The 26,480-nt window shown below is 63.7% G+C and carries 28 protein-coding genes and 1 pseudogene; 21 read left to right on the top strand and 8 right to left on the bottom strand.

Annotation, left to right across the window (positions count from 1 at the left end; genetic code table 11):
• Positions 1 to 37 precede the first annotated feature (37 nt).
• Positions 38 to 577 (bottom strand): peroxiredoxin family protein, encoded by a 540-nt coding sequence (locus tag AWB79_RS01545; protein WP_061165604.1) that lies wholly within the window; start codon positions 575 to 577, stop codon positions 38 to 40.
• 148 nt (positions 578 to 725) lie between these two features.
• Here AWB79_RS01545 and AWB79_RS01540 point away from each other — a divergent pair, with 148 nt between their 5' ends.
• On the top strand, positions 726 to 1,328 hold the full coding sequence (locus AWB79_RS01540) for a hypothetical protein (RefSeq protein ID WP_374728515.1): 603 nt from the start codon (positions 726 to 728) through the stop codon (positions 1,326 to 1,328).
• A gap of 377 nt (positions 1,329 to 1,705) precedes the next feature.
• Here AWB79_RS01540 and AWB79_RS01535 read toward each other — a convergent pair whose 3' ends face one another.
• Together AWB79_RS01535 and AWB79_RS01530 are read right to left on the bottom strand one after the other, a co-directional pair.
• On the bottom strand, positions 1,706 to 3,256 hold the full coding sequence (locus AWB79_RS01535) for a YifB family Mg chelatase-like AAA ATPase (RefSeq protein WP_061165603.1): 1,551 nt from the start codon (positions 3,254 to 3,256) through the stop codon (positions 1,706 to 1,708).
• Between the two features lie 94 nt (positions 3,257 to 3,350).
• Positions 3,351 to 3,623, bottom strand: coding sequence for an accessory factor UbiK family protein (locus AWB79_RS01530; protein ID WP_061165602.1), 273 nt, complete (start codon positions 3,621 to 3,623; stop codon positions 3,351 to 3,353).
• Positions 3,624 to 4,016: 393 nt separating this feature from the next.
• On the opposite strand from AWB79_RS01530, the gene AWB79_RS01525 reads away from it, so the two are divergent.
• The 7 genes from AWB79_RS01525 to ptsP all read left to right on the top strand — a co-directional run bounded on the left by AWB79_RS01525 (position 4,017) and on the right by ptsP (position 11,516).
• Complete coding sequence (locus AWB79_RS01525; protein WP_061165601.1) at positions 4,017 to 4,355, top strand: P-II family nitrogen regulator; 339 nt, start codon at positions 4,017 to 4,019, stop codon at positions 4,353 to 4,355.
• A gap of 31 nt (positions 4,356 to 4,386) precedes the next feature.
• On the top strand, positions 4,387 to 5,862 hold the full coding sequence (locus tag AWB79_RS01520; protein ID WP_061165600.1) for an ammonium transporter: 1,476 nt from the start codon (positions 4,387 to 4,389) through the stop codon (positions 5,860 to 5,862).
• Between the two features lie 280 nt (positions 5,863 to 6,142).
• Positions 6,143 to 7,432, top strand: coding sequence for a glutamate--cysteine ligase (gene gshA, locus AWB79_RS01515; RefSeq protein WP_061165599.1), 1,290 nt, complete (start codon positions 6,143 to 6,145; stop codon positions 7,430 to 7,432).
• Positions 7,433 to 7,494: 62 nt separating this feature from the next.
• Entirely contained in the window at positions 7,495 to 8,451 is a 957-nt protein-coding gene (gene gshB / locus AWB79_RS01510) for a glutathione synthase (protein WP_061165598.1), read from the top strand.
• A 286-nt stretch (positions 8,452 to 8,737) separates the two neighbouring features.
• Positions 8,738 to 9,226: a PTS sugar transporter subunit IIA gene (locus tag AWB79_RS01505; RefSeq protein ID WP_061165597.1), complete on the top strand. Its 489-nt coding sequence runs from the start codon at positions 8,738 to 8,740 to the stop codon at positions 9,224 to 9,226.
• Positions 9,227 to 9,262: 36 nt separating this feature from the next.
• Positions 9,263 to 9,532: an HPr family phosphocarrier protein gene (locus tag AWB79_RS01500; protein ID WP_061165596.1), complete on the top strand. Its 270-nt coding sequence runs from the start codon at positions 9,263 to 9,265 to the stop codon at positions 9,530 to 9,532.
• Between the two features lie 223 nt (positions 9,533 to 9,755).
• Positions 9,756 to 11,516: a phosphoenolpyruvate--protein phosphotransferase gene (gene ptsP / locus AWB79_RS01495; protein WP_198398954.1), complete on the top strand. Its 1,761-nt coding sequence runs from the start codon at positions 9,756 to 9,758 to the stop codon at positions 11,514 to 11,516.
• Between the two features lie 9 nt (positions 11,517 to 11,525).
• Here ptsP and AWB79_RS01490 read toward each other — a convergent pair whose 3' ends face one another.
• From AWB79_RS01490 to gpmA, 3 genes are all read right to left on the bottom strand, one after another.
• Complete coding sequence (locus AWB79_RS01490; protein WP_061165594.1) at positions 11,526 to 12,278, bottom strand: HesA/MoeB/ThiF family protein; 753 nt, start codon at positions 12,276 to 12,278, stop codon at positions 11,526 to 11,528.
• Between the two features lie 145 nt (positions 12,279 to 12,423).
• Positions 12,424 to 14,028: a S41 family peptidase gene (locus AWB79_RS01485; protein WP_061165593.1), complete on the bottom strand. Its 1,605-nt coding sequence runs from the start codon at positions 14,026 to 14,028 to the stop codon at positions 12,424 to 12,426.
• A 264-nt stretch (positions 14,029 to 14,292) separates the two neighbouring features.
• Entirely contained in the window at positions 14,293 to 15,039 is a 747-nt protein-coding gene (gpmA, locus tag AWB79_RS01480; protein ID WP_061165592.1) for a 2,3-diphosphoglycerate-dependent phosphoglycerate mutase, read from the bottom strand.
• Between the two features lie 182 nt (positions 15,040 to 15,221).
• On the opposite strand from gpmA, the gene AWB79_RS01475 reads away from it, so the two are divergent.
• The 5 genes and pseudogenes from AWB79_RS01475 (at position 15,222) to AWB79_RS38025 (ending at position 18,028) form a co-directional block, all read left to right on the top strand.
• Positions 15,222 to 15,647 carry a rhodanese-like domain-containing protein gene (locus tag AWB79_RS01475; RefSeq protein ID WP_061165591.1) on the top strand — a complete coding sequence of 142 codons (426 nt, stop codon included), beginning with the start codon at positions 15,222 to 15,224 and terminating at the stop codon, positions 15,645 to 15,647.
• Positions 15,644 to 15,904 carry a glutaredoxin 3 gene (grxC, locus tag AWB79_RS01470; protein ID WP_061132821.1) on the top strand — a complete coding sequence of 87 codons (261 nt, stop codon included), beginning with the start codon at positions 15,644 to 15,646 and terminating at the stop codon, positions 15,902 to 15,904. Before AWB79_RS01475 ends, grxC begins: the two co-directional genes overlap by 4 nt.
• 68 nt (positions 15,905 to 15,972) lie before the next feature.
• The gene (gene secB, locus AWB79_RS01465; protein ID WP_061165590.1) at positions 15,973 to 16,443 is read left to right on the top strand and encodes a protein-export chaperone SecB; all 471 of its coding nucleotides are present in this window, start codon (positions 15,973 to 15,975) and stop codon (positions 16,441 to 16,443) included.
• A gap of 35 nt (positions 16,444 to 16,478) precedes the next feature.
• Complete coding sequence (locus tag AWB79_RS01460; protein ID WP_061165589.1) at positions 16,479 to 17,477, top strand: NAD(P)H-dependent glycerol-3-phosphate dehydrogenase; 999 nt, start codon at positions 16,479 to 16,481, stop codon at positions 17,475 to 17,477.
• 36 nt (positions 17,478 to 17,513) lie between these two features.
• Positions 17,514 to 18,028 (top strand): annotated as a pseudogene (locus tag AWB79_RS38025) (O-acetyl-ADP-ribose deacetylase).
• Here AWB79_RS38025 and trmL read toward each other — a convergent pair.
• Both trmL and AWB79_RS01450 read right to left on the bottom strand, forming a co-directional pair.
• Positions 18,025 to 18,495: a tRNA (uridine(34)/cytosine(34)/5-carboxymethylaminomethyluridine(34)-2'-O)-methyltransferase TrmL gene (gene trmL, locus AWB79_RS01455; protein ID WP_061165588.1), complete on the bottom strand. Its 471-nt coding sequence runs from the start codon at positions 18,493 to 18,495 to the stop codon at positions 18,025 to 18,027. The pseudogene AWB79_RS38025 and the gene trmL overlap by 4 nt on opposite strands.
• Positions 18,496 to 18,517: 22 nt before the next feature.
• Positions 18,518 to 19,300 carry a phosphoribosyltransferase family protein gene (locus AWB79_RS01450; RefSeq protein ID WP_061165924.1) on the bottom strand — a complete coding sequence of 261 codons (783 nt, stop codon included), beginning with the start codon at positions 19,298 to 19,300 and terminating at the stop codon, positions 18,518 to 18,520.
• Between the two features lie 165 nt (positions 19,301 to 19,465).
• Between AWB79_RS01450 and AWB79_RS01445 the strand changes: the two genes are divergently transcribed.
• The 8 genes from AWB79_RS01445 to AWB79_RS01415 all read left to right on the top strand — a co-directional run bounded on the left by AWB79_RS01445 (position 19,466) and on the right by AWB79_RS01415 (position 26,462).
• Positions 19,466 to 20,446, top strand: coding sequence for a methyltransferase domain-containing protein (locus AWB79_RS01445; RefSeq protein ID WP_061165587.1), 981 nt, complete (start codon positions 19,466 to 19,468; stop codon positions 20,444 to 20,446).
• Positions 20,447 to 20,691: 245 nt separating this feature from the next.
• The gene (locus tag AWB79_RS01440) at positions 20,692 to 21,165 is read left to right on the top strand and encodes a DUF2244 domain-containing protein (RefSeq protein WP_061165923.1); all 474 of its coding nucleotides are present in this window, start codon (positions 20,692 to 20,694) and stop codon (positions 21,163 to 21,165) included.
• Positions 21,166 to 21,209: 44 nt separating this feature from the next.
• Entirely contained in the window at positions 21,210 to 22,823 is a 1,614-nt protein-coding gene (gene coxB, locus AWB79_RS01435; RefSeq protein WP_061165586.1) for a cytochrome c oxidase subunit II, read from the top strand.
• Between the two features lie 95 nt (positions 22,824 to 22,918).
• The gene (gene ctaD / locus AWB79_RS01430) at positions 22,919 to 24,529 is read left to right on the top strand and encodes a cytochrome c oxidase subunit I (protein ID WP_061165922.1); all 1,611 of its coding nucleotides are present in this window, start codon (positions 22,919 to 22,921) and stop codon (positions 24,527 to 24,529) included.
• Between the two features lie 64 nt (positions 24,530 to 24,593).
• Entirely contained in the window at positions 24,594 to 24,734 is a 141-nt protein-coding gene (locus tag AWB79_RS39965) for a cytochrome oxidase small assembly protein (protein ID WP_086972134.1), read from the top strand.
• 9 nt (positions 24,735 to 24,743) lie between these two features.
• The gene (locus AWB79_RS01425; protein WP_061165585.1) at positions 24,744 to 25,316 is read left to right on the top strand and encodes a cytochrome c oxidase assembly protein; all 573 of its coding nucleotides are present in this window, start codon (positions 24,744 to 24,746) and stop codon (positions 25,314 to 25,316) included.
• Positions 25,317 to 25,321: 5 nt separating this feature from the next.
• Complete coding sequence (locus AWB79_RS01420) at positions 25,322 to 25,525, top strand: DUF2970 domain-containing protein (protein WP_061165921.1); 204 nt, start codon at positions 25,322 to 25,324, stop codon at positions 25,523 to 25,525.
• Positions 25,526 to 25,604: 79 nt separating this feature from the next.
• A complete protein-coding gene (locus tag AWB79_RS01415) occupies positions 25,605 to 26,462 on the top strand; it encodes a cytochrome c oxidase subunit 3 (RefSeq protein WP_061165584.1) in 858 nt (285 codons plus the stop codon).
• The last annotated feature ends 18 nt before the right edge of the window (positions 26,463 to 26,480 follow it).

Raw genomic sequence — 26,480 nt, 5'->3', positions numbered from 1 at the left:
CATTCAGCGGGCGTTACGTTTCGGGCAATGTCCGGGCTCAGGCTGCGGAGCCGAGCGCCTTGTCGAGCAGTTGATCCAGTTCCGCGAACGTCGGCTCGCCGACATAGCGCTTGAGAATCTTGCCGTTCTTGTCGATGACGAAGGTCGTCGGCGTCAGTTGCACGTTGCCGAATTGCTTGGCGGCGCTGCCGTCGTCCATCGCTACCTTGAACGGCAGGTTACGCGTTTGCGCGTAATTGCTGACGTACATCGGCGCGTCGTAGTTCATCGCGACCGCTACGAACTCCAGGCCGCGGCCCTTGAACTTGTTGTACGTGTCGATCATCTGCGGCATTTCCTTCATGCAGGTCTCGCAGCTCGTCGCCCAGAAATTGACGAGGTAGACCTTGCCTTTCAGATCGCCCGAAGTCGAAATCTTCTGTCCCGACAGGAGCGTGAAAGTCGCGTCAGGCGCCTTCTGCTGACCGCCGAAGGCGAAGTACCCGGTGCAGGCGATCACGCCCGCAACGAGCGCCATCACGATGTAGCGCAGCGGACTTTTGGCGCGCGCGGGTGTTTCTTGCGTGGTTTGGGACATGGGAACCTCGAAGTGCGCTCCTGAAAGCGGCGGCAGCCGCAGTGGAGACCGGTGCCTATTTTAGCGCCAATTTCGGGATGAATCCGTGACGCGCCGATAACCCCGCCATCGCAGCGCGATAATGATGCTTTTCCCGCAGCGATTCGTCATGAAGCGAGTTTTCCCTTTGAATCCTTCCCGTCCGGCGCGCGCGAAGCGTCGCTTTCTTCCGATCAAATTCTTCCTGAAGGGCATGGTGTGCGCATGTGTCGCATCCGGCGCACTGCTCGCGTGCACGCCCGCGTACGACTGGCGCACCGTCATGAACAACGACGACGGCTACGAAGTCACGCTGCCGGCGAAGCCGCGCACGGACGAGCGCAAGATCGAGATCGCCGGCCAGCCGATGATGATGAAAATGCAAACCGCCGAAGCCGGCGACGCCGTGTTCGCCGTCGGCACCGTGGTGCTGCCGAGCGCCGATCCGGCGCTGCAACGCGCAACGCTCGATTTTCTCCAGCAGGGGCTCGCGCGCAACGTGAACGCCAAACCCGAGGCGCGCGAAACGCAGATCGATCTGGCCGCGGGCGGGCGCGTGTCCGGCAGCGAGATTCAGGTGAAAGGGGAAGGCGGCGACAAGCGCGAGTCGCGGACGATTCACGCGCGCTTCGTTGCGCGCGGCACGCATGTCTATCAACTGGCGATCGTGTCTGACAAATCGCCGCCACAGGAACAGGCCGACCAGTTCTTCACGTCCTTCAAACTTTTTTAGAGGAAGGCCTCGAATTCAGTGAGCACTGACTTAGGAGGTGTCTTAGTCCGCGTAGACAAGCCAAAGTTCCTTCGCAAGTTTACGCGCTAATTACTGGATTCATATGGACTTTTTTCGCTATCCACAATGTCTGTGGATAACTGTGTGGAAAAGAATGTGCGGTGACGCTCAAAAGCCCGGCCCGCCGCGTTTACCTTACTTTGCCTTCGATTCTGGCAAGTTAAATAATTCAATAAAATCAATGGTCTGCGAAATTGGGCAGCAATTGCACTTTGATCCGAAGAAAAAGGGTGCAGGATCGGCTCAGTGTGAATAAGTCAAGTCTTGACAAGCACGTTTCGCCAAGCACGGCGCGGGCCACACGTTGATCGATGCGCTCAGGCTACCGACAACGTCCGCCGATACTGCACCGCTTCGGCGACATGAGACGCATCGGGCGTGTCGACTCCGGCGAGGTCGGCGATGGTCCGAACGACCTTGAGCACACGGTAGTAGGCGCGCGCCGACCAGCCGAAGCGTTCGCCCGCCGCGCGCAGCAATGCCTCGCCGGCGGCGTCGGGGCGGCAGACGTCATCGGCTTCGCGGCCGTCCAGTGCGCGATTGATCTTGCCCTGACGCCGCGTCTGAATGTCGCGGGCGGCCGCGACGCGCGTGGCGACCACGGCCGACGATTCGCCGCGCTCGACTCCGCGCACCGACAGTTCCGCCTGCGACAGCGCGGGCAGCTCGATCTGAATGTCGATGCGGTCCACGAGCGGCCCGGAAAGCTTGCGCAAGTAACGCGCGGCGACGTCGGGCGAACAGCGGCAGCGCCCGCCCGGATCGCCATGCCAGCCGCACGGACAGGGGTTCATCGCGGCGACCAGTTGGCACGAAGCAGGGAACTCCGCCTGATGCGCGGCGCGCGAAATCGTGATTTGTCCGACCTCGAGCGGTTCGCGCAGCGTTTCGAGCACCTTGCGGTCGAATTCGGGGAGTTCATCGAGGAACAGCACGCCGAGATGCGCCAGCGTGATCTCGCCGGGCTGCGGCGGATTGCGTCCGCCGACGAGCGCCGCTGAACTCGACGAGTGATGCGGCGCGCGAAACGGCCGGCGACGCCACTGCCCGGGCTCGAAGCCGATTGCGCTTGCGGAGAGGATCGCCGCCGAGGTGAGCGCTTCGTCGTCGCTCATGGGCGGCAGAAGGCCCGGCAGGCGCGCAGCGAGCATCGACTTGCCGGCGCCGGGCGGGCCGACCATCAGCAGGTGATGCCCGCCCGCCGCGGCGACTTCGAGCGCGCGCCGGGCGGCGGGCTGGCCGATGACGTCGCCGAGATCGGGCGCGGGCGCGGCCCCTGCGGCGAGCGGCGGCCGCGTCGCTTGCACCGGCCGCAGGCGTGCATCGGGCACGTTGTTCAGATGCGCGCAAAGCGTGGGCAAGTCCGCCGCGCCGAACACTTCGACGCCAGGCACGAGCGCTGCCTCGGCCGCGCTCGCGAGTGGCACATAGATTTCGGGGGTGCGCGCGCCGGTATCGCGTATCGACGCGTAATGCCGGGCCGCGCCGCAGACCATCGCGAACGCGCCGCGCATCGGCCGGAGGGCGCCGGTAAGGGAAAGCTCGCCTGCGAATTCGCGGTGTTCGAGCGATTCCGGCGGAATTTGCCCGCTCGCGGCGAGAATGCCGAGCGCGACGGGCAGGTCGAAACGGCCGGATTCCTTCGGCAGATCGGCGGGCGCGAGATTGACGGTGATGCGTCGGACGGGAAAATCGAAACCGCAGTTCTGCAGCGCGGCGCGCACGCGCTCGCGGCTTTCGCGGACTTCGAGATCGGGCAGACCGACGATCGAAAACGACGGCAACCCGTTGGCGAGATGGACTTCGACGACGACTTCGGGCGCGCGCCCAGGAGCGGGCGCGCGGCTGCGTACCACGGCAAGCGACATGATTTCACCTGAAACGGCGCGTAGGACGCGCCGGTAAACAAACTAGAAACTCACGGCTCGCTAGCCGAGGTACGAGATGGAACGCTCCGGGTGCTTAGTCCTGCGCGGCGCTGCTGCTGCCGCCGCCGCCCGCGAGACGCTGCTCCAGTTGCGCGACGCGCTTTTCGAGTTCCTCGAGCCGCGCGCGGGTGCGCACCAGCACTTGCGTCTGAGTGTCGAATTCCTCGCGGGTGACGAGATCGAGCTTCGAGAAGCCTTGAGAGAGCATGGCCTTCATGTTCTTCTCGACGTCTTTTGCCGGTGAGTTCTGGAAGAACTCGCTCATCTTTTGCTGAAGATCGTTGAAAACGTCGTTCGGCTGTTTCATGTTTTTCTCCCTTCCTGCACAAAAAAAGTGCACGCGTTGTTAGGTCAGTGCCCCGATTCATCGAATGTTCGATCTTGGTGCGTGCCGGCAATCCGGCCCGCATACCTCGAAGCACCGCTGAGGCGTCGCGATTTTAGCGCCGCCGCGCCCTCGCGTTTCCCGCCCATGCCCCTTTTTGCGGGACCTTGAGACCACTCTAGCAACGAACCCACCCCTGCGCCAGCACGCGCGGCGCACGTTGGCCGTTCGGCAGACCCTTCCAGCGAAGGTTTCGCAAAATCGCGCGAACCCGCGTGAATGCTAGCTTGGCATACGAGTTGCATAACTGGCGCGACCTTTTCTGCACGCTTCAATGGACGGCATCGAAGGATCAGAAACCACAGCGAGGGATACATGAAGCTCATTACCGCAATCATCAAGCCGTTCAAGCTGGACGAGGCGCGTGAAGCGCTGTCGGCCATCGGCGTCTCGGGCATTACCGTGACCGAGGTGAAAGGCTTCGGCCGACAGAAGGGGCACACCGAGCTCTACCGCGGGGCCGAATACGTCGTCGACTTCCTGCCGAAAGTGAAGGTCGAGGCGGCCGTGTCGGACGACATCGTCGATCAGGCGATCGAGGCCGTCGAGCGCGCCGCGCGCACAGGAAAAATCGGCGACGGAAAGATCTTCGTCACCGCAATCGAACAGGTTATCCGCATCCGCACCGGCGAGACCGGCGCCGACGCGCTCTAACAAGAAACAGGCGATAAGAGGAACCAGAAGAATGCGTAACTTTCTGATGTCACTGTTGGTGGCGGGCGCGCTGATCGGCGCCAATGTCGGCACCGCTCTCGCCCAGGATGCGTCCGCTCCGGCCGCTGCCTCGGCACCCGCGTCGTCCGACACCGCCGCAAGTGCACCCGTCAGCGCCAACACGGCAATGGCTTCGTCGGCTGAAGGCGCATCGGCGGCGGAAGCGGCCTCGGGCGCTTCGGAAGCCGCGCCCGCCGCGCCGACCGAGCCGTTCATGGTCGACTCGTCGAAGATCGCCTCGGGCGACACCGCGTGGATGCTGACATCCGTCGCGCTGGTGCTGTTCATGACGATTCCCGGCCTCGCGCTCTTCTACGCGGGCATGGTCCGCAAGAAGAACGTGCTCGCCACGGTCATGCAGAGCTTCGCGATCTGCTGTCTCGTGACGATTCTCTGGACGGTCGTCGGCTACAGCATCGCGTTTACGCCGGGCAATGCGTTCATGGGCGGCTTCTCGCGCGTGTTCCTGCACGGCATGGCCTACATCAAGGGCGACAAGGCGACGACGCTCACCGTCAGCCACCTGGCCACGACGATTCCCGAATCCGTCTACTTCGCGTTCCAGCTGACCTTCGCGATCATCACGCCGGCGCTGATCACGGGCGCGTTCGCGGACCGCATGAAGTTCTCGGCGATGCTCGTGTTCATGACGCTGTGGTCGCTGATCGTCTACTCGCCGGTCGCGCACATGGTCTGGGAACCGACCGGCTGGCTCGCATCGGCTGGCGTGCTCGACTTCGCGGGCGGCACGGTGGTTCACATCAACGCCGGTATTGCGGGCCTGATGTGCTGTCTGGTGCTCGGCAAGCGCGTCGGCTACGGCCGTGAAGTGATGGCGCCGCACAATCTCGTGCTCTCGCTGATCGGCGCGTCGATGCTGTGGGTGGGCTGGTTCGGCTTCAACGCGGGCTCGGCGGTCGCCGCCGACGGCCGCGCCGGTTTCGCGATGCTCACGACGCAGATCGCCACCGCCTTCGCCGCGTTCGGCTGGATGTTCGCGGAGTGGATCACGAAGGGCAAGCCCTCGGTGCTCGGCATCATCTCGGGCGCGGTCGCGGGTCTGGTGGCGGTGACGCCGGCGTCGGGCTTCGTCGGCGTGACGGGCGCGATCGTGATCGGCATCGTCGCGGGCGTGGTCTGCTTCTGGTCGGCGACCTGGCTCAAGCACAAGTTCAACTACGACGACTCGCTCGACGCGTTCGGCGTGCACGGCGTGGGCGGTATCCTCGGCGCGCTGCTGACGGGCGTGTTCGCGGTGAAGGACATCGGCGGCTTCGACGGCAGCGTTCTCGTGCAGGCGAAGGGCGTGCTCGTGACGCTCGTCTACAGCGGTGTCGTCAGTTTTGTGCTGCTGAAGATCATCGACATGACCATGGGTCTGCGCGTCACGGAAGAGCAGGAACGCGAAGGTCTCGACGTCACGCTGCACGGCGAACACGTCGAATGACATCGATGCCGCATCCGGCGCGCCGCGAGAGGGCGCCCGGATGCGGTGCGCAAGAACGAGCGCAGCGACTTTGCCCGCCTTCGAAGGCGGGCATTTTTTTGGCTGATCGGATCTGGTCAAGGTTTCGTCCAGCGTCGCGCGCGCGATCTGTCGGACCGATCGCACGGAAATCCGCGAAAGGGCCGCGCCGCAAGGGGGAAACCTTGTCGATTGGCGGTTCATCCCCAATTAGGCAAAGCAATTGCTCTACAATCTTTCCTCCCCTGTTCGCGAGTAACACATGGTTCCGCACCTCGTCACGGCGTTGAATGGCCCGCTGCTCGATCTCGAGCGGAAAATTCTCGAGGCCATGCCTGCCATCGAGCGCTGGTTCCGGCTCGAATGGCAGGAGCACACGCCGCCGTTCTACTGTTCCGTCGATCTGCGCAACGCGGGGTTCAAGCTCGCGCCCGTCGACACCAATCTCTTCCCCGGCGGCTTCAACAATCTGCCGCAGGAAGTGCTGCCGCTCGCGGTGCAGGCGGCGATGGCGTCCATCGAGAAAATCTGCCCGGACGCGAAGAATCTGCTCGTCATTCCGGAGCGCCACACGCGCAACGCGTTCTATCTGGAGAACGTCGCGCGGCTCGCGCTGATCATGCGTCAGGCCGGGCTCAACATCCGCTTCGGCACGCTCGACGAAACCATTCACGGACCGGTGACCATCGCGCTCGCGGACGGGCAAAAGATCGTGCTCGAACCGCTCGAGCGCACGCCGCGGCGTCTGGGCCTGAAGAATTTCGATCCGTGTTCGATCCTGCTCAACAACGATCTTTCCGCCGGCATTCCGCCCGTGCTGGAGAATCTGCACGAGCAATACCTGCTGCCGCCGCTGCACGCGGGCTGGGCGGTGCGTCGCAAGTCGACGCACTTTTCCTGCTATGACGACGTCGCGAAGAAGTTCGCGAAGATGGTCGAAATCGACCCGTGGATGGTGAACCCGTATTTCGCGCACGTGGAAGGCGTGGACTACGAGGCGCGCACCGGCGAGCAGGCGCTCGCGGAAGCCATCGACGGTGTGCTCAAGAAGATCGCGAAGAAATATCGCGAGTACGGCATCAGTGAACGTCCGTACGTGGTCATCAAGGCCGACGCCGGCACTTACGGCAAGGGCGTGATGACCGTGCACGACGCGAGCGAGGTCGCCGCGCTGACCAAGCGCGAGCGCACCCGGATGAACGACGCGAAGGAAGGCCTGCAGGTCCACGACGTGATCGTGCAGGAAGGCGTGCATACCTTCGAGCGCGTGGAAAACGCGGTCGCGGAGCCGGTCGTGTACATGATCGACCGCTACGTGGTCGGCGGTTTTTATCGCGTGCACGAGTCGCGCGAGCGCGACCAGAATCTCAACGCGCCGGGCATGCATTTCGTGCCGCTCGGCTTCGAGCACACGGCGCTGCCGGACACGCACGCCAAGCCGGGCGCGGCGCCGCCGAACCGTTTCTACATGTACGGCGTGGTGGCGCGGCTCGGGCTGCTGGCGGCATCGGTCGAGCTCGAAAAGACCGATCCGGAAGCCATCCAGGTGTGATCGGGTGTGAAATGGCGGCTTGCGGTAAGCTCGCAGGCCGCGCACCGAATTAGCAAACGCTCATGAACATCCTCTTTATCGCCGACCCGCTCGATCGCTTCAAGATCTACAAGGACACGACCTACGCGATGATGGCCGAAGCCGCGCGGCGCGGTCATGTGCTCTACGCGTGCGAGCCGCAGCATCTCGCGTGGACGGGCACGAAGGTCGAAGCGGGCGTGCGGCGCATCGCGATCGTCGGCGACGAGGCGAACAGCGACCGCTGGCCGTGGTACGCGGCCGAGCAGGCCGAGCATCTGCCGCTTACGCATTTCGACGCGGTGCTGATGCGCAAGGACCCGCCGTTCGATCTGGAATACGTGAACGCCACCTGGCTGCTGGAAATCGCCGAGCGCAACGGCGCGCGCATCTTCAACAAGCCGCAGGCGATCCGCGATCACTCCGAGAAGCTGGCCATCGCGGAATGGCCGCAGTTCGTCACGCCGACGCTCGTCACGCGCGACGTGGCGCGTCTGCGCGCCTTCCACGCCGAACATGGCGATGTGATCCTCAAGCCGCTCGACGGCATGGGCGGCATGGGCGTGTTCCGCGTCAAGGCGGACGGCATGAATCTAGGCTCGATTGTCGAGATGCTGTCGGAGGACGGCGCGCGTACCGTCATGGCGCAAAAATTCATCCCCGAGATCAAGGACGGCGACAAGCGCATTCTCGTGATCGGCGGACAGCCCGTGCCGTATTCGCTCGCGCGCATTCCGCAGGGCAGCGAAGTGCGCGGCAATCTCGCTGCGGGTGGCCTGGGCCGTGCGCAGCCGCTTTCGGCGCGCGATCGCGAGATTGCGGAGACGCTCGGGCCGGTGCTGCAGGCGCGCGGCCTGCTGCTCGCGGGGCTGGACGCAATCGGCGACTATCTCACCGAGGTCAACGTCACGAGCCCGACGTGCTTCCGCGAGATCATGGACCAGACGGGCTTCGACGTCGCGGGCATGTTCATCGACGCACTCGAGCGCGCGGTCAGCTGATTCCGCGCGTGGCGTCGGGCCAAACTCGCGTCCAAGACACTGTTAGAATTGACGTCTCGCGCCCGCGATTTTGGGGCGCGATTGCGTCTTGAAGCACGGTTAAGCACGAAGGCGCAAGCTAGGTTGGAGAAATCGAAGCTGATGGCAGGCACAGTGGAAGGCGGTTGATTTTCCCGCGCCGCGCGCCCAACTTCGAGTTATGCGACGCTCGCGCATTTTCGAGCGATCTCCGACGATTTCGTCTGATTTTTGTCGCTAAATTGTCGCTTGAGGCTTTTCATCTGACATGGCTGGCATTCTGATCATCGCGCACGCCCCGTTCGCCACCGCGCTGCGCGAGTGCGTCGCACATATTTATGGCGGCTTGCCCGCGCGCATCGGTGTCATTGATGTGATGCCCGACTGCGATCCTGTCGAGGTCCGCGCGTTTGCGCGCTCGGAAATCGACCGTCTGAAGGAAGAGAACGGCGCGATCGTCCTGACCGACGTGTTCGGCGCGACGCCCGCGAACATCGCGGCGAGCTTGCACGATACCGACGTGCGCGTGCTCGCCGGCTGCAATCTGCCCATGCTGGTGCGCGCCGTCTGTTACCGCGCGACGCCGCTCGACACGCTCACCGAAAAGATTCTCCAGGGCGGCTCGAAGGGCATTCAGGAACTCGATTCCTCCACGCCGCTCAATCCGTGCGCGCTCGCGACGAAAGCCGCCGGATCGCCCGATCCGGCATGCTCGGCCAGCGCCGATCTGGTCAGCGCGAAGGCCGCGAGCCACTGACGCCGCTATTTCATCCAACCTGCGCTTCGGAGCATCATGCTGCAACAAGAAACAACAATCGTGAACAAGCTGGGGCTTCACGCACGCGCATCGGCGAAGCTCACACAACTGGCGGGCAATTTTCAATGCGAAATCTGGATGAGCCGCAACGGTCGCCGGATCAATGCGAAGAGCATCATGGGCGTGATGATGCTGGCGGCGGGCATCGGCAGCACAGTGACGATCGAAACCGAAGGGTCCGATGAAGCCGAAGCCATGCAAGCCATCCTCGCCCTGATCGCCGACAAATTCGGGGAAGGGCAGTAAGCGTTCCGTCGCCGTATCGAATTCTGAAGAAAGCCGCGCATCGACGCGGCTTTTTTCATATTCGCGAGACGGGTTCGCGTTATTTAGCGTAAACCGTTCCGGCCCTGCCGCGACCGTGTGTTCAGGGACTTAACGAAGCATTCGAATCTATAATGGGCGCGCGGCTGGCGCCCGCCGAGGGGGCTTGAGAGGCCGCGGACAGTCAAAACTAGAGGAGGTGCGCGTGTCGTTCACGCTGCATGGAATTCCCGTCTCACGCGGCATCGCCATCGGGCGCGCGTATCTGATCGCGCCGGCGGCGCTCGACGTAGACCATTACCTGATCGAACCCGATCAGATCGACGCAGAAATCGCCCGCCTGTACGAGGCGCAGGCGGCCGTGCTCGCGGAGCTCGACGCGCTGCGTGAAGATCTCGCCGCCGACGCGCCGAGCGAAATGGGCGCGTTCATCAATGTCCACGCGATGATTCTGAACGACGCCATGCTCGTGCAGGAAACCATCGATCTGATTCGCACGCGCCGCTACAACGTCGAGTGGGCGCTCACCGAGCAACTGGAAATCCTCGGCGGCTATTTCGATGAAATCGAGGACGAATACCTGCGCGAACGCAAGGCCGACGTCGAGCAGGTCGTCGAGCGCCTGCTAAAAGCGCTCGCCGGTTCGCCCACGGCGGCGTCGCTCGTCGTGCATACGGCCGTGAGCAACGGCCACAACGAAATGATCGTGGTCGCGCACGACATCGCGCCAGCCGACATGCTGCAGTTCAAGACGCAGGCGTTCAAGGGCTTCGTCACGGACCTGGGCGGGCGCACGTCGCATACGGCGATCGTCGCGCGCAGTCTGGGCATTCCGGCATCCGTCGGGGTGCAGCAGGCGAGCGTGCTGATCCGGCAGAACGATCTCATCATCGTCGACGGCGACCATGGCATCGTGATCGTCGATCCGGCGCCGATCGTCCTCGAAGAATATTCGTATCGGCAAAGCGAGAAGGTTCTGGAGCAGCGCAAGCTCCAGCGCCTGAAGTTCTCGCCGACGCAAACGCTGTGCGGCACGAAGATTCAACTGTGCGCGAACATCGAACTGCCGGAGGATGCGCAGGTTGCAGTGGAAGCGGGCGCGATGGGCGTCGGCCTGTTCCGCACCGAATTCCTCTTCATGAATCACAAGAACCAGTTGCCGGAGGAAGAGGAGCAGTTCGAAGCGTACAAGCGCGCGATCGAGCTGATGAACGGCAAGCCCGTGACGATCCGCACCATCGACGTGGGCGCCGACAAGCCGCTCGATTCCATGGGCGGCGGCGACGGCTACGAGACCGCGCCGAACCCCGCGCTCGGGCTGCGCGCGATCCGCTGGAGCCTGTCCGAGCCGCAGATGTTCATCACGCAGTTGCGCGCCATTTTGCGTGCGTCGACGTTCGGCCCGACCAAGATCCTGATTCCGATGCTCGCGCACGCGCAGGAGATCGACCAGACGCTCGATCTGATCCGCGAGGCGAAGCGCCAGCTCGACGAAGAGGGCGTCGCGTTCGACCGTCAGATTCAGGTCGGCGCGATGATCGAGATTCCGGCCGCGGCGATTGCCGTGCGGCTGTTCCTGAGCCGGCTCGATTTCCTTTCCATCGGCACGAACGATCTGATCCAGTACACGCTCGCGATCGACCGCGCGGACAACGCCGTCGCGCATCTCTACGATCCGCTGCATCCGGCGGTGCTGAACCTGATCGCATTCACGTTGCGCGAGGCGAAGCGCGCGGGCGTGCCGGTGTCCGTTTGCGGGGAAATGGCCGGCGATCCCGCTGTCACGCGTCTCTTGCTCGGTCTCGGGCTCACCGAGTTCTCGATGCACCCGAGCCAGCTGCTCGTCGTGAAGCAGGAGATTCTGCGCTCGAATCTGAAGGCATTCGAGAAGCCGGTCGCCGATGTGCTCGCGGCTTACGAGCCCAACGAACTGCTGGCCGCGCTCGCGGCCTTGCAGAAGATCTGAACCGCTGAATCAGCGACGCGCGCCGCAGACCGGGCAATCCGGCTGCCGCGCGATTCTCATCGTGTTCCACTCCATGCGCAGCGAGTCGAGCATCATCAGCCGTCCCGCGAGCGTCTCGCCGAAGCCGCCGATCACGCGCAGCGCCTCCGCCGCCTGCATCGCTCCGATGATGCCGACGGTCGGCGCGAACACACCCATCGTCGAACAGGCGACTTCCTCGAACGGCTGATCCGGCGGGAACACGCACGCGTAGCACGGCGAATCGGGCGCGCGGAAGTCGAACGTGCTGATCTGGCCGTCGAAGCGCAAGGCCGCGCCCGAGACCAGCGGCACGCCGTGGGCGACGCAGGCCGCATTGATCGCGTGACGGGTCGCGAAGTTGTCGCTGCAATCGAGCACGACGTGCTTGCCGCGCACGTTCGCGTCGAGCCAGGCGGCGTCGGCGCGTGCGTTCACGGCGATCACTTCGATATCGGGATTGAGCGCGTTCAGGGTTTCGCGCGCGGATTCCACCTTCGGTGCGCCGACCGAGCGCGTCATGTGCACGATCTGCCGCTGCAGGTTCGTGAGATCGACGGTATCGGCGTCGGCCAGCGTGATCTTGCCGACGCCCGCAGCCGCGAGATACATCGCGGCAGGTGCGCCGAGACCGCCCGCGCCGACGATGAGCGCATGCGCATCGAGAAAGCGCTGCTGCGCCTCGATGCCGATTTCATCGACGAGGATATGGCGGGAATAGCGAAGGAGTTGATCGTCGTTCATCGCGGAGTCGGCTGCGAAAGGAACGCCGTAAGATCGGCGCGCCGGAACGTGACATTCTAAGCGCGCCGAAGAGAGAGAGGCTGCGCCAAAGAGAAAGGGCTTCGCGGCACATGCCGCGAAGCCCTTTTGTGCAACCAGGACGCGCTTACTTCGACTGCTGCTGCGCGGTCGGCGCCGAAGCCGGTTGGGAGCCCGAAGCCGGCGAGGAACCCGGCGCCGGCGCGGAACCCGGCGTGGCCGGCAGCGCGGGCGGCGCGACCACCGGCGCGGATGCCGAGCGCGGCGGCTTGTTCTGCGCGAGCTTGCGTTCGCTGTACGACTTCGACTCGATGACCGGCTTGCCTTCGAGCTTGTTCAGACCCTGCTGGAGCATGAAGTCGTCCGCGCTGCCGAACTCGACCGGCTTGCGTTCGCGGTCCTTGCGACGCTGCTCCGGCGTCTTCTTGTCGTTCTGCTCTTCGAGAATGCGCAACTGCTCCAGGCGATCCGCCTCGCGCTGCTCCTGCTCCTTCTTCTCGTTCGGGTCCTGCGTGTTCGCGAGGTGATTCGAGTAATCGACTTCGCGCGTGACGAGCGCGTCGTCCGGATCGCCGTCCGCGTATTGATCGACCGGAACGTCCGGGCGCACGCCCTGGTTCTGGATCGACTTGCCGCTCGGCGTGTAGTAATAAGCCGTGGTCAGGCGCAGCGCGCTGTCCGCGGTCATCGGACGGACGGTCTGCACCGAGCCCTTGCCGAAGGTCGTCTTGCCGACGATCAGCGCGCGGTGATGATCCTGCAGCGCACCCGCGACGATCTCTGATGCCGACGCCGAATAGGCGTTGGTCAGCACGACCATCGGCACTTTCTTGAAGATTTCCGGCACGTTCTTCAACGGATCGGAATCGAAGGACGGCAGGCGGTAGTTGTCGTAGGTGTCGCGGAAAGTCTGCTTCGCGTCAGCGATCTGGCCATTGGTCGATACGACGACGGCGTTATCCGGCAGGAACGCGCCCGCGACGCCGACCGCGCTTTGCAGCAGGCCGCCGCCGTTGTTGCGCAGGTCGAGCACGAGGCCCTTCAGGTTCGGCTGCTGGCGCGCGAGATCCTGAAGCTTGGCGGCCAGGTCCGGCACCGTGCGTTCCTGGAAGCTCGTGATGCGGATATAGCCGTAGCCCGGCTCCGGCACCTTCATCTTCACCGACTGCACGCGGATCACGGCGCGCGTGACGGTGAGCGGGAAGGTGCGGTCGTCGCTCTTGCGGAAGATGGTCAGTGTGACCTTGGTGCCCGGCTCGCCGCGCATCTGCTTCACGGCTTTATCGAGCGTCATGCCGCGCACCGGCTTGTCGTTGATGCGCGTGATCAGGTCGCCCGGACGGATGCCGGCGCGGAACGCCGGCGTGTCTTCGATCGGCGAGATGACCTTGATGAGCCCGTCTTCCGACGAGATTTCGATGCCCAACCCTGCGAAGCGACCCTTGGTCTGCTCCTGCAGTTCTTCGTAATCGGTCTTGTCGAGGTAGGACGAGTGCGGGTCGAGGCTCGACACCATGCCCTTGATGGCGGCGGTGAGGAGCTTTTTATCGTCGACCGGTTCGACGTACTCGTGCTTGATTTGCCCGAAAACTTCGGCGAAGAGCCTCAATTGGTCGAGAGGGAGCGGCGATGAGGCGGATTGCTGGGCGGACGCGGAAATCTGCAGGGTTGCAAGTGCGCCGGCAGCAACGCCAACGGCGACCAGGCCGAAGTTTTTCAGGTTCTTTCGCATAGAGGAGTGCGGTCGGAATCGGATGAGCTGCATCGTAGGTGACGGGCCAGTATACCCGTTCACCTTGTTTGACGACTTAAACGCAACTTAAATGCCTGAAGCTTTGGCGGCCGTCAGCGTAGGGTTGCGCACGTATTTCGAGATTCTGTCGATGCCGCTGGCGAGCCGTCAGCCGCGCGCCACATGCGTCGAGGGCGCCTCTCACGGCGCCCTCGTCGGCAGGATTTCTTCGGGAACCGGCTCACGCCGGCCCGTGATGTCGCGTCAGCCAGCCTTGCCCTGCTTGGCGACGGCTGCCTGCGCTGCCGCGATGGCTTCCGGGTCGCCCAGATAGTAGTGCTGGATCGGCTTCAGGTTCTCGTCGAGTTCATAGACGAGCGGCACGCCGTTCGGGATGTTCAGCCCGACGATGTCGGCGTCGGAAATATTGTCCAGGTACTTGACCAGCGCGCGGATGGAGTTGCCGTGCGCCGAAATCACGATCTGCTTGCCCGACTTGATGGCCGGCGCGATCGACTCGTTCCAGATGGGCAGCACGCGCGCGACCGTGTCTTTCAGGCACTCGGTCAGCGGTAACTGCTCGCGCGGCACCTTCGCGTAGCGCGGGTCGTTGTAGGAGGCGCGTTCGTCGCCCGGTTCGAGCGCGGGCGGCGGCGTGTCGTAGCTGCGGCGCCAGACGAGGACCTGATCGTCTCCGTACTTCTTGGCGGTCTCGGCCTTGTTCAGGCCCGCGAGCGCGCCGTAGTGGCGCTCGTTCAGGCGCCACGAATGCACGACCGGGATATACATCTGGTCCATTTCGTCCTGCACGTGCCAGAGCGTGCGGATCGCGCGCTTCAACACCGACGTGTAGGCAATGTCGAACTGATAGCCGGCTTCCTTCAGCAGCACGCCGGCCTGGCGCGCCTCGCGGTTGCCCTGCTCGGTGAGATCGACGTCGACCCAGCCGGTGAAGCGATTTTCCTTGTTCCACGTTGATTCGCCGTGGCGGATGAGCACTAGCTTGTACATGATTTCGGTCGGTCAGTTGAAAAAGCGGTGTGCCGGTCGCGCCCCGTCATTCTGCCCTTGCGCGCGGGGCGCGGCCATCGGCCGGACGGCGGAGGCCATCGCGGGAAACGGTTATTTTATAATGCTCCGATTGCCCTCATTTCCCTTTCTTCCTTTCCTACTAAATTTCGGCGGCCCTCGACGTGAAGTTTTTCACTGAATACCAGAACATCGCACTCATCGTCATCGCGCTCGTCTCCGGCGCGCTGCTCCTCTGGCCCGCCATCACGCGGCGCGGACGCGGCGGCGTCTCGGCGGCCGAGGCGACCACGCTCATCAACCGGCGCAACGCGGTCGTCGTGGACGTGCGGCCCGCCGCCGAGTTCGCCAAAGGCCATCTGCCGGCCGCGCGCAATATCGAGGTTTCGGAGCTCCAAGCAAAAATCGGCCAGATCGCGAAGAATAAGAGCAATCCGGTCGTGCTCGTTTGCCAAACCGGTCAGGAGTCGCAGCGTGCGAGCCGCACCGTGTCCGAGGCGGGTTACGCCGAGGTCCACGTTTTGCAAGGCGGAGTGGACGCCTGGCAAAAAGCAGGCATGCCGGTGGTGAAACAAGGAGCAGTCAAGTGAAAAAGGTTGTCATGTACAGCACGGTCGTGTGCCCGTATTGCCAGATGGCCGAACGTCTTTTAAAGTCCCGCGGGGTCGAAAGCATCGAGAAGATCCTGATCGACCGTGAGCCGGGCCGGCGCGAGGAAATGATGACGCGCACCGGGCGGCGCACGGTGCCGCAGGTGTATATCGGCGAAACGCACGTCGGCGGCTACGACGATCTTTCCGCGCTCGACCGCAAGGGCGGCCTCGTGCCGCTGCTCGAATCGGCCTGACGGCACACACGCGTCGCGCGTTTCATGCAGATTCGCGCGCCGCTTACTGAAATACCTGGGAAATCACTATGTCCGACGAGAACAATCAGCCGTTTTTCAACATCCAGCGCATCTACCTGAAGGACATGTCGCTCGAGCAGCCGAATTCGCCGGCTATTTTCCTCGAGCAGGAAATGCCGTCGGTCGAAGTCGAAGTCGACGTGAAGGCCGACCGCCTCGCGGAAAGCGTCTTCGAAGTGCTGGTCACCGGCACGGTCACGGCGAAGGTCAGCGACAAGGTCGCATTCCTGATCGAAGCGAAGCAGGCAGGCATCTTCGATATCCGCAACATTCCGGCCGAACAGATCGATCCGCTCGTCGGCATTGCGTGCCCGACCATCCTGTTCCCGTATCTGCGCTCGAATATCGCCGACGCGATCACGCGCGCCGGCTTCCCGCCGATCCACCTCGCGGAAATCAACTTCCAGGCGCTGTACGAGCAGCGCATTGCTCAGCTCGCGGGCGCTCAGGACGGCGCGGCGAACGGCTCGAAGCACTAAGTAGTTTCCCCTGACTCTGCCGACCGGAGCCGAGCATGAAAGTAGCCGTTCTCGGCGCCGGCGCGTGGGGCACCGCACTTGCGGGCCACCTCGCGACCCGGCACGACACGAAGCTCTGGGCGCGCGATGCCGCGCTCATCGAATCTCTTTCCCGCACGCACGAAAACACGCGCTATCTGCCAGGCGTGGCGTTGCCGAACGCGCTCGTCTTCGAGACGGATTTCGCCTCCGCGCTGGCGCACGCCGCGGCGGACGACGCCTTGTGCGTCGTCGCGACGCCCGTCGCCGGCCTGCGTGATCTGTGCCGTGCGATGAAGCAGGCCGGCGTCGTGCCGGCGCATATCGTCTGGCTTTGCAAAGGCTTCGAGGCCGATACGCAGTGTCTGCCCAATGAGGTCGTCGCGGCCGAGCTTCCCGAGCACCGCAGCAACGGCACGCTGTCCGGCCCGAGCTTCGCGCGTGAAGTCGGGCAGGGCCTGCCGGTCGCGCTGACGGTCGCGAGCGCCTCGGCGGATTTGAGCGCGCGCACGGTCGCGGCGTTTCATCATGGCGCGATGCGCATCTATACCGGCGACGATGTCATCGGCGTCGAAGTGGGCGGCGCGGTGAAAAACGTGCTCGCGATCGCGACCGGGATTTCCGATGGCCTCGGCCTCGGCCTGAACGCGCGCGCCGCGCTGATCACGCGCGGACTCGCGGAAATGTCGCGGCTGGGCGTCGCGCTCGGCGGTCGCGCCGAAACCTTCACAGGCTTGACCGGGCTCGGCGATCTCATCCTCACCGCGACGGGCGATCTGTCGCGCAATCGCACGGTCGGCATGCAGCTCGCGAGCGGACGCACGCTCGACGAGATTCTCGCGGCGCTCGGCCATGTCGCGGAGGGCGTGCGTTGCGCACGCGCCGTGCTGGCGCTGGCGCAATCGCGCGGTATCGAAATGCCGATCACGCAGGCGGTATGCCGCGTGCTCTTCGACCACGTGACGCCGCGTGACGCCGTGCAGGCGCTGCTCAGCCGGGACGCGAAGGCGGAATAGCAGCGCCCGCCGCGTTCGTCCGCAAGGAGGTGTGCGATGGTCCAGCTCGAAGCGCAGGTCGCCGATATCACCACGCTCGATGTCGATGCCATCGTCAACGCGGCGAACAAGTCGCTGCTCGGCGGGGGCGGCGTCGATGGCGCGATTCATCGCAAGGCGGGCAAAGGCCTGCTGCGCGAGTGCGCGACGCTCGGCGGCTGTGAAACCGGCGACGCGAAGATCACCGCCGGCCACGATCTGCGCGCGAAGCACGTGATTCATGCGGTCGGTCCGCGCTGGAGCGGCGGCAAGAAGAACGAGCCGGAACTGCTCGCGAGTTGCTACCGGCGGGCGCTCGAACTGGCTGAAGAAGCGGGCTGCGAGTCGATCGCGTTTCCCGCCATCAGTTGCGGCATCTATCACTTTCCGCCGGAGCAGGCCGTGCAGATCGCGGTTCGCACGGTCATCGAGACCTTACCTTCCACGCCTGCGCTGAAGCGCGTCATATTCGCCTGCTTTCAGGCCGACAGTTCGCCCTATACAAAGCCGAGCTCGACGCGACTCAGGCTTAGGCGCCGCCTTCGAAGCCGGCCTGACGCCACGCTTCGAACGTCACGATCGCCACCGTGTTCGACAGATTCAGGCTGCGGTTGCCGGGACGCATCGGCAGACGCACGCGTTGCTCGCCGGGAAAACGCTCCAGCAACTCGGGCGCGAGGCCACGCGTTTCCGCGCCGAACACGAACCAGTCGCCGGGGCGGAACGCGTGATCGAAGAACGGCGTCGACCCTCGCGTAGTGAAAGCGAACATGCGCGTCGCGTCGGGCGCTTCCTTCGCGATGAAAGCGTCCCAGTTCGCATGTACGTTCATTTCGGCGTACTCGTGATAGTCGAGACCGGCGCGGCGCATTCTTGCGTCGTCGAGTGGAAAGCCGAGCGGCTCGATCAGATGCAGACGCGCGCCCGTGTTCGCGCACAGGCGGATTACGTTGCCGGTGTTCGGCGGAATTTCGGGTTCGACGAGTACGACGTTGAACATGGATTGCTGACTGTGAAGGTGATTAATCTTTCGGCGTGCGCAGCGCCACGAAGTTCGTGACGCGGCGCGCGCCGGCAAGCTTGAGCGTGCGCGCGAGTGCGTCGAGCGTCGCGCCCGAGGTCATCACGTCGTCGACGACGCCTATGTGTTTGCCGCGCACATCGCCCCGGATCGCGAACGCGCTCGCGACATTGCGGCGTCGCGTGTCCTGATCGAGTCGCGATTGCGCCGATGTATGCCGCACGCGCGCGATCAGTGTCGCATCGCCATTCACGCCGATGCGGCGCGCGAGCGGTCGCGCGATGGCCCATGCCTGGTTGTAACCGCGCGCCGCAAGCCGTACTCGCGACAAGGGCACCGGCACGATCACGTCCGGAGCGGGCAGATTACTGCTCTCGAAAAGCGCATGCAATTGCCGCGCGAATTCCGCACCCACCGCGAGCCGCGCGCGAAATTTCAGCTCGACGGCGAGCGTGTCGAGCGGCGCGCGATAGTCGGCGAGCGCGAGCGTGTCGTTGAACGCAGGCGGCGCTTCGAGACAGGCGGCGCAGTGCGCGCGCACGTCTTCGCACACGCGCCGCCGATGCGACGCATCGAGCGGCAGCGCGCAGGTCGCGCAGCGCACGCGCGCCTCGTTCCAGTACTGCGCGTCGCAGCCGCTGCACAACAGCCCTTGCGACAAATTGCCACATAGCGCGCACTGGCTCGGAAGCGCGAATCCGCCGATGCGTCTGGCCGCCGCGACGAGTCCACGCACGCGCGCGCCGACGCGCACGGCGAAGGGCGTTCGTAACGGAAGACGCATGTTGTCGGTATTCATGACGGCGGGGTTCGGGAAAATCACGGCTCGAAGCGCTAAACACGCGCATTCGTTGCGCTTCACGACGCGTTTATGCCTCGTATCAGCACTTCGGGTGGGTCGTTTTCGAGACGACCGAGTATACTTCGCACTCTCTGCGAAAAGATCGACATGTCCCCCACGTCCTCCAAAACTAGCCGTCCGGCCTATGATCCGCGCCGTTTGCGCGAGATCTTCGACGGTCGCGCCGCCGCCTTCGACGAGGTCGCGTTTCTGCCGCGCGAAATCGCGCAGCGCATGCGCGAGCGGCTCGAATACATCAAGGTCGCGCCGGTGCGCGTCCTTGATGCGGCGTGCGGCGTCGGAGCGGATCTGGGCGGATTGAGAGAACGTTTTGCCGAGGCGTCGGTGACCGGCGTCGATATTTCTTCCGCGATGCTCGCGCGCGCCCGCGCCGCCGAAGCCGCGGACACCGACCGCGACGCCGGCTGGCGCCGCTTTCTGCCGACGACGCTCGCGAAGGCGTTCGGCGCGCGCGGCCCGCAACTCGCGCAGGCCGATTTTTCCGCGCTGCCGTTCGCCTCGGAAGCGTTCGAATTGCTGTGGTCGAATCTCGCGCTGCACTGGCATGCGCGTCCCGATCTCGTCTTTCCCGAATGGCAGCGTGTGCTGAAAGTGAACGGCCTGCTGATGTTCAGCACGTTCGGCCCCGACACCCTGCGCGAACTCCGCGCCGCATATCGCGAAGCGGAGCGCACGCTTGGCCTGGCGCCCGCGCCGCACACGATCGATTTCGTCGATATGCACGATCTCGGCGACATGCTGGTGGAAAGCGGCTTCGAAATTCCGGTGATGGATCAGGAAGCCCTGACCATCACATATAAATCGCCCGAGTCGCTGTTCGCCGACGTGACGCGCTGGGGCGCCTATCCGTTCGCGCGCGCGTTCGAGGCAGGCCGCGCGGACCCGAACGCCTTGCGCGGCGCGGTTCATCAGGCGCTGGAAGCCTTGCGCCGCGACGACGGCACGATCCCGCTGACATTCGAGGTGATCTACGGCCACGCATGGAAGGCAGTGCCGCGCACGACGGCCGAAGGACACGGCATCGTGCGGCTCGAAGATATCGGGCGCGGTCCGAAAAGGAAGCTGTAAGCAGAATCGTCGAGGCGGTAAAGAGGGCGGGAGTTATGTCTGAGATTTGCGCTCGAAAACGGCGCAAAAAGGTGCGTCAAAAAGGCGCAGAAGCTTGTGGCGCTTGGGTTTGCGACGTTACGACCCTTGCTTGTGGATGCCACCCAAGACGCCTATAATGCGTCAGTTTGTCACCCGGACCGACACAAATTTGGGCGAAATCCGAGCAAATATGTGTGATTGCGTGCGGATTGATGGAGGCAGCGATGCAAGCCAGCCAGACGCTGACGGAGTCCGAGCCGGTCATCAAGGACTGGCTGATGAAGCGCAACTGCTCGGTTTCGCCGCGTCAGTTCGTGGGCTTCTATATGTCGCTTGCGCTGGTTTCGCTGGCAATCGCAATGTCGCTTTTTCTGAACGGCGCCTGGCTGGTGCTGCCGTTCACCGGAGTCGAACTGGCGGTCGTGGGTGTCGCGTTCGTGATTTACGCGCGCCATGCGGTCGACTACGAACGAATCCGGTTGTATCAAAACCGGTTGTTGATCGAACAGATGAACGCCGAAGTGCTGACGCAGTTCGAGTTCAACCCGCGCTGGGTGCGGGTCGAAGCGGGCGCGACGCCGAGAGAGCCGCTCACGATCGTATCGCGCGGTCAATCGGTGAAAATCGGGCAACACCTTGCACAGCATCGTCGCAAACAGTTTGCTGCCGAGCTACAGGCGTCGCTGAGACGCCTCTGAGAGGAGCCGGCGGCCGCGCGATGCCACGGGGGTCGAGGGTTTGAATGGAAAATTTGGGTAAGGATGCTATGAAAACAATCAAGCGAGCCCTCTCGGGCGTGCTGGCGGCAGGCGCACTGCTTTCCGCCGGCGCGGCCCTGGCGGTCGAAAACAGTCCAGGCGGTCCCGCTGTCAACGAGATCAACTTCCAGCCGCCTGTGACGAAGATCGCCGAGGAGCTCTACGGCCTCCATATCTTCATGCTCATCATCTGTACCGTCATTTTCATCGGCGTGTTCGGGGTGATGTTCTATTCGATGTTCATGCATCGCAAGTCGAAGGGCTTCAAGCCGGCCAACTTTCACGAAAGCACCACTGTCGAAATCATCTGGACGATCGCGCCGTTCATCATCGTCATTCTGATGGCGCTGCCGGCAACCAAGGCCGTCGTCGCGATGAAGGACACGTCGAACGCCGACCTCACCGTCAAGGTCACCGGCTACCAGTGGAAGTGGGGCTACGACTACGTGAAGGGTCCGGGCGAGGGCATCAGCTTCCTCTCCACGCTCGCCACGCCGCGCAGCGAAGTGAACGGCCAGAAGCCGATTTCCACGCTGTATCTGCAGGAAGTGGACAACCCGCTCGTCGTTCCGGTCGACAAGAAGATCCGCATCATCACCACGGCGAACGACGTCGTGCACTCGTGGTATGTGCCGGCGTTCGGCGTGAAGCAGGATGCGATTCCGGGCTTCGTGCGCGACACCTGGTTCAAGGCCGAGAAGGTGGGCACGTATCGAGGCTTCTGTACGGAACTGTGCGGCAAGGAGCACGCGTACATGCCCGTTGTGGTCGAAGTGCTGTCGGCTGACGACTACGCGAAGTGGGTCGATGCGCAAAAGAAGAAGATGGCAGCAGGTCAGGACGATCCGCTCAAGACCTACACCAAGGACGAACTGATGGCGCGTGGCCAGCAGGTCTATTCGTCGAACTGCGCGGTTTGCCACCAGCCGACCGGCAAGGGTGCGGGCCAGTTCCCGGCGCTCGACGGCTCGAAGATCGCGAACGGCTCGATCGCCGGGCATCTGAATATCGTGCTGCACGGCAAGGGCGCGATGCCGCCGTGGCAGGGCGTGCTGAACGATGTCGAGATCGCGTCGGTCGTCACGTTCGAGCGTAATAGCTGGAGCAACCACACCGGCGACCTGCTGCAGCCGAAGCAAGTGATCGACGCCAAGGCGGGCAAGATGCCCGAAGGTGGCGGCACGGCGGCGGCGGCATCTGCGCCGGAAGCGGCCAGCGCCGCGCCGGCTGCAGCTGAAGCGAGCGCGCCGGCTGCATCGGGCGCGGAGGCGTCGCAAGCCGCCGGCCTGCCCGCCAGCATCTATTTCGAGACGGGCAAGGACGCACTGCCCGCCGACGCGAAGAGCGCGGTGGACGCCGCCGCGGCCTACGCGAAGGCGCATCCGGACGCGAAGATCGCGCTGTCGGGATTCACCGACGCGACCGGCAACGCCGACCAGAACGCCGATCTCGCCAAGCGCCGCGCGCAAGCCGTGCGCGACGCGTTGAAGGCCGCGGGCGTGTCGGAAGACCGCATTGTGTTGAAGAAACCGGAAACCATCACGGGCGGCGCCGATAACAAGGAAGCCCGCCGCGTTGAAATCAGTCCGGCTGCTTGACGTGCCGAGCGTGTGTTTTCCTTCGCGCCAAACGCAACGGAAAACCACGCGTCATTGCCAAGTGCCCCGAGTATTCGCTTTAGGAGATGATTGTCATGTCTAGCATCGGACACGATGTAGGCGCAGGTCACGACCACGCGCACGACCATGCGCACGAGGTGCCGCATGGCTGGCGCCGGTGGCTGCTCGCCACCAACCACAAGGACATCGGTACGCTGTACCTGCTGTTCTCCTTCATCATGTTCCTCTCCGGAGGCGTGATGGCGCTCGGCATCCGTGCCGAGCTGTTCGAGCCGGGCCTGCAGATCATGCGCCCCGAGTTCTTCAATCAGCTGACCACCATGCACGGCCTGATCATGGTGTTCGGCGCGATCATGCCGGCGTTCGTTGGTTTCGCGAACTGGATGGTGCCGCTGCAGATCGGCGCATCGGACATGGCGTTCGCGCGCATGAACAACTTCAGCTTCTGGCTGCTGCCGGCCGCTGCGGTTCTGCTGGTCGGCTCGTTCTTCGTGCCGGGTGGCGCAACGGCCGCGGGCTGGACGCTGTACGCACCGCTTTCCACGCAGATGGGCCCGGGCATGGACTTCGCGATTTTCGCGGTCCACATCATGGGTGCGTCGTCGATCATGGGCGGCATCAACATCGTCGTGACCATCCTGAACATGCGCGCGCCGGGCATGACGCTCATGAAGATGCCGATGTTCGCGTGGACCTGGCTCATCACCGCGTACCTGCTGATCGCCGTGATGCCGGTTCTGGCGGGCGCGATCACCATGGTGCTGTTCGACCGTCACTTCGGCACGTCGTTCTTCAATGCGGCGGGCGGCGGCGACCCGGTCATGTACCAGCACATCTTCTGGTTCTTCGGCCACCCCGAGGTGTACATCATGATCTTGCCGGCGTTCGGGATCGTGTCGCAGGTGATCCCGGCGTTCTCGCGCAAGCCGCTGTTCGGCTATAGCTCGATGGTGTACGCAACCGCGTCGATCGCGATCCTGTCGTTCATGGTGTGGGCGCACCACATGTTCGCGACCGGCATGCCGGTGACGGGCCAGCTGTTCTTCATGTACGCGACGATGCTGATCGCGGTGCCGACGGGCGTGAAAGTGTTCAACTGGGTCGCCACGATGTGGCGCGGCGCGCTGTCGTTCGAAACCCCGATGCTGTTCGCGATCGGCTTCCTGTTCGTGTTCACGATGGGCGGCTTCACGGGTCTGATCCTGTCGATGGCGCCGCTCGACATCCAGATGCACGGTACCTATTACGTGGTGGCGCACTTCCACTACGTGCTGGTGGCGGGCTCGCTGTTCGCGCTGTTCTCGGGCTGGTACTACTGGTCGCCCAAGTGGACCGGCTGGATGTACAACGAAATGCGCGGGAAGATCCACTTCTGGGCGTCGATGATCACCTTCAACGTCACGTTCTTCCCGATGCACTTCCTGGGTCTCGCGGGCATGCCGCGCCGCTATGCGGACTACCCGGCGCAGTTCACCGACTTCAACCAGATCGCGACCATTGGCGCGTTCGGCTTCGGCCTCTCGCAGGTGTACTTCCTGTTCGCGGTCGCGCTACCGGCGTATCGCGGCGGCGGCGAGCTGGAAAAAGCCGGCGACAAGCCGTGGGATGGCGCGGAAGGCCTCGAATGGACCGTGCCGAGCCCGGCGCCGTTCCATACGTTCGAGCATCCGCCGACGGTTGAATAAATAGCATCGAAGGCCTGCGAGGCCTTCCTCAGGGAAGCCTCGCAGACCGCAAGCAAGAGAACGCATGGCCCCGAATCCACAAAAAAGACGCACGCCCGAAGAAATCCGCGCGGGCAACAAGCGGCTCGGAATCATCATGATGTTGATTGCCGCCGTCTTCTTTCTGGGTATCGTCGTCCGGCAATACCTGTTGTCGCGAGGGTAGGAAAGCAACGTGTCCACTCAGCAGGAAAATTCGCATATCGACCGGTCATTCAACCGGTCGATGCTGGTGAAGCTCTTCATCGTGGCGGCGCTGATGTTCGGCTTCGGCTTCGCGCTGGTACCGATGTATCGCGCGATCTGCCAGATCACCGGCATCAACAACCTCGTGCAGCGCGACGTCAGCGCGCGCGAGGCGAAGAACACGCAGGTGGACATGAGCCGCACGATTTCGATCGAATTCGATGCGAACGCGCGCGGCCCGCTGCAGTTCAAGCCGGAGCAGAACTCGATGGACATCCATCCCGGCGAAGTGATGACGGTGATGTACGACGTGACCAACGAGCAGAATCGCACGGTGAAGGCGCAGGCCATCCCGAGCTATGCGCCGAAGCAGGCCACCGAGTACTTCAACAAGATCGAATGCTTCTGCTTCACGCAGCAGACCCTGGCGCCGAAGGAATCGAAGCGCATGCCGGTGGTCTTCGTCGTGGATCCGAAGCTGCCGAAGGACGTGAAGACGATCACGCTGTCCTACACGTTCTTCGAGCTCGACGCGCCGAAGAGCGCGGCGAACGGGTCGTGATCGCCATGAACACGGAGCCGCGCAAGAAGGGCGGGTTCTTGAAGCTCATGAAGGCGGTGTTCTGGTCGTTTTTCGGCGTGCGACGCCGGGCCGACCTGGAAAGCGACGCAGCGCAACTGAATCCGCTGCATCTGATCGCGGCGGGCGTCATCGGCGCGGTGCTGTTCATCGTCGTGTTGCTGCTGGTCGTGCGTGCGGTAGTGGGATAGACGGAACGCCGGGCGTATCGGTTGAGCGCGCGGCGTCGAAAGAAAATTCAAGCAACTGGATCGAAGTGGAGAATCAATAATGAGCGGTCAAAACGAGAGCCCGTACTATTTCGTGCCGCATCCGTCGCGGCATCCGGTGATGGCTGCAACCGGCTTGCTGATCATGCTGGCCTCGCTGGCGTCCTGGGTGAACGGCCATAGCTTCGGGCCTGTCGGCACGTTCATCGGCCTGCTGTTCGTGCTGTTCGTGCTGTGGCACTGGTTCGGCGACGCGATCTCCGAATCCGAAGGCGGCATGTACGGCAAGCGCGTCGATGTGTCGTATCGCTGGAGCATGAGCTGGTTCATCTTCTCCGAAGTGATGTTCTTCGGCGCATTCTTCGGCGCGCTGTTCTATGCCCGCCAGATCGCGATGCATCAGCTCGGCAGCCTCGACTACAAGCTGATCTGGCCGGACTTCACCGCCGTGTGGCCGAACAACGGTCCCGCCGCGCTGGTCGGTCATTTCCGCGCGATGGTGCCGTGGCCGCTGCCGACCATCAACACGGCGCTGCTGCTGTCCTCCGGCGCCACGCTGACGGTGGCTCACCACGCGCTGCGTGAAGATCATCGGAAGAAGGCGATCATCTGGCTGGGCGCGACGGTGCTGCTCGGCATCACCTTCCTGTTCTGCCAGGGCTACGAGTACTTTCACGCGTACAACGAACTGAACCTGACGCTCGCCTCCGGCGTGTACGGCTCGACGTTCTTCCTGCTGACCGGCTTCCACGGTTTCCACGTGTTCCTGGGCGGTACGATGCTCGCCGTCGTGATGGTCCGGCTGATTCGCGGGCACTTCACAGCCGATCACCACTTCGCGTTCGAAGGCGCCGCGTGGTACTGGCACTTCGTCGACGTCGTGTGGCTGGGGCTGTACGTCGTCGTCTACTGGCTGTAAGCGAATACCGGAGCGGGC

This window comes from Caballeronia hypogeia, from assembly GCF_001544875.2.
In the GTDB taxonomy this organism is placed as follows: Bacteria; Pseudomonadota; Gammaproteobacteria; order Burkholderiales; family Burkholderiaceae; genus Caballeronia; species Caballeronia hypogeia.
Note: the sequence above shows the minus strand (reverse complement) of the source record. Positions and strands in the feature narration are given on the sequence as shown.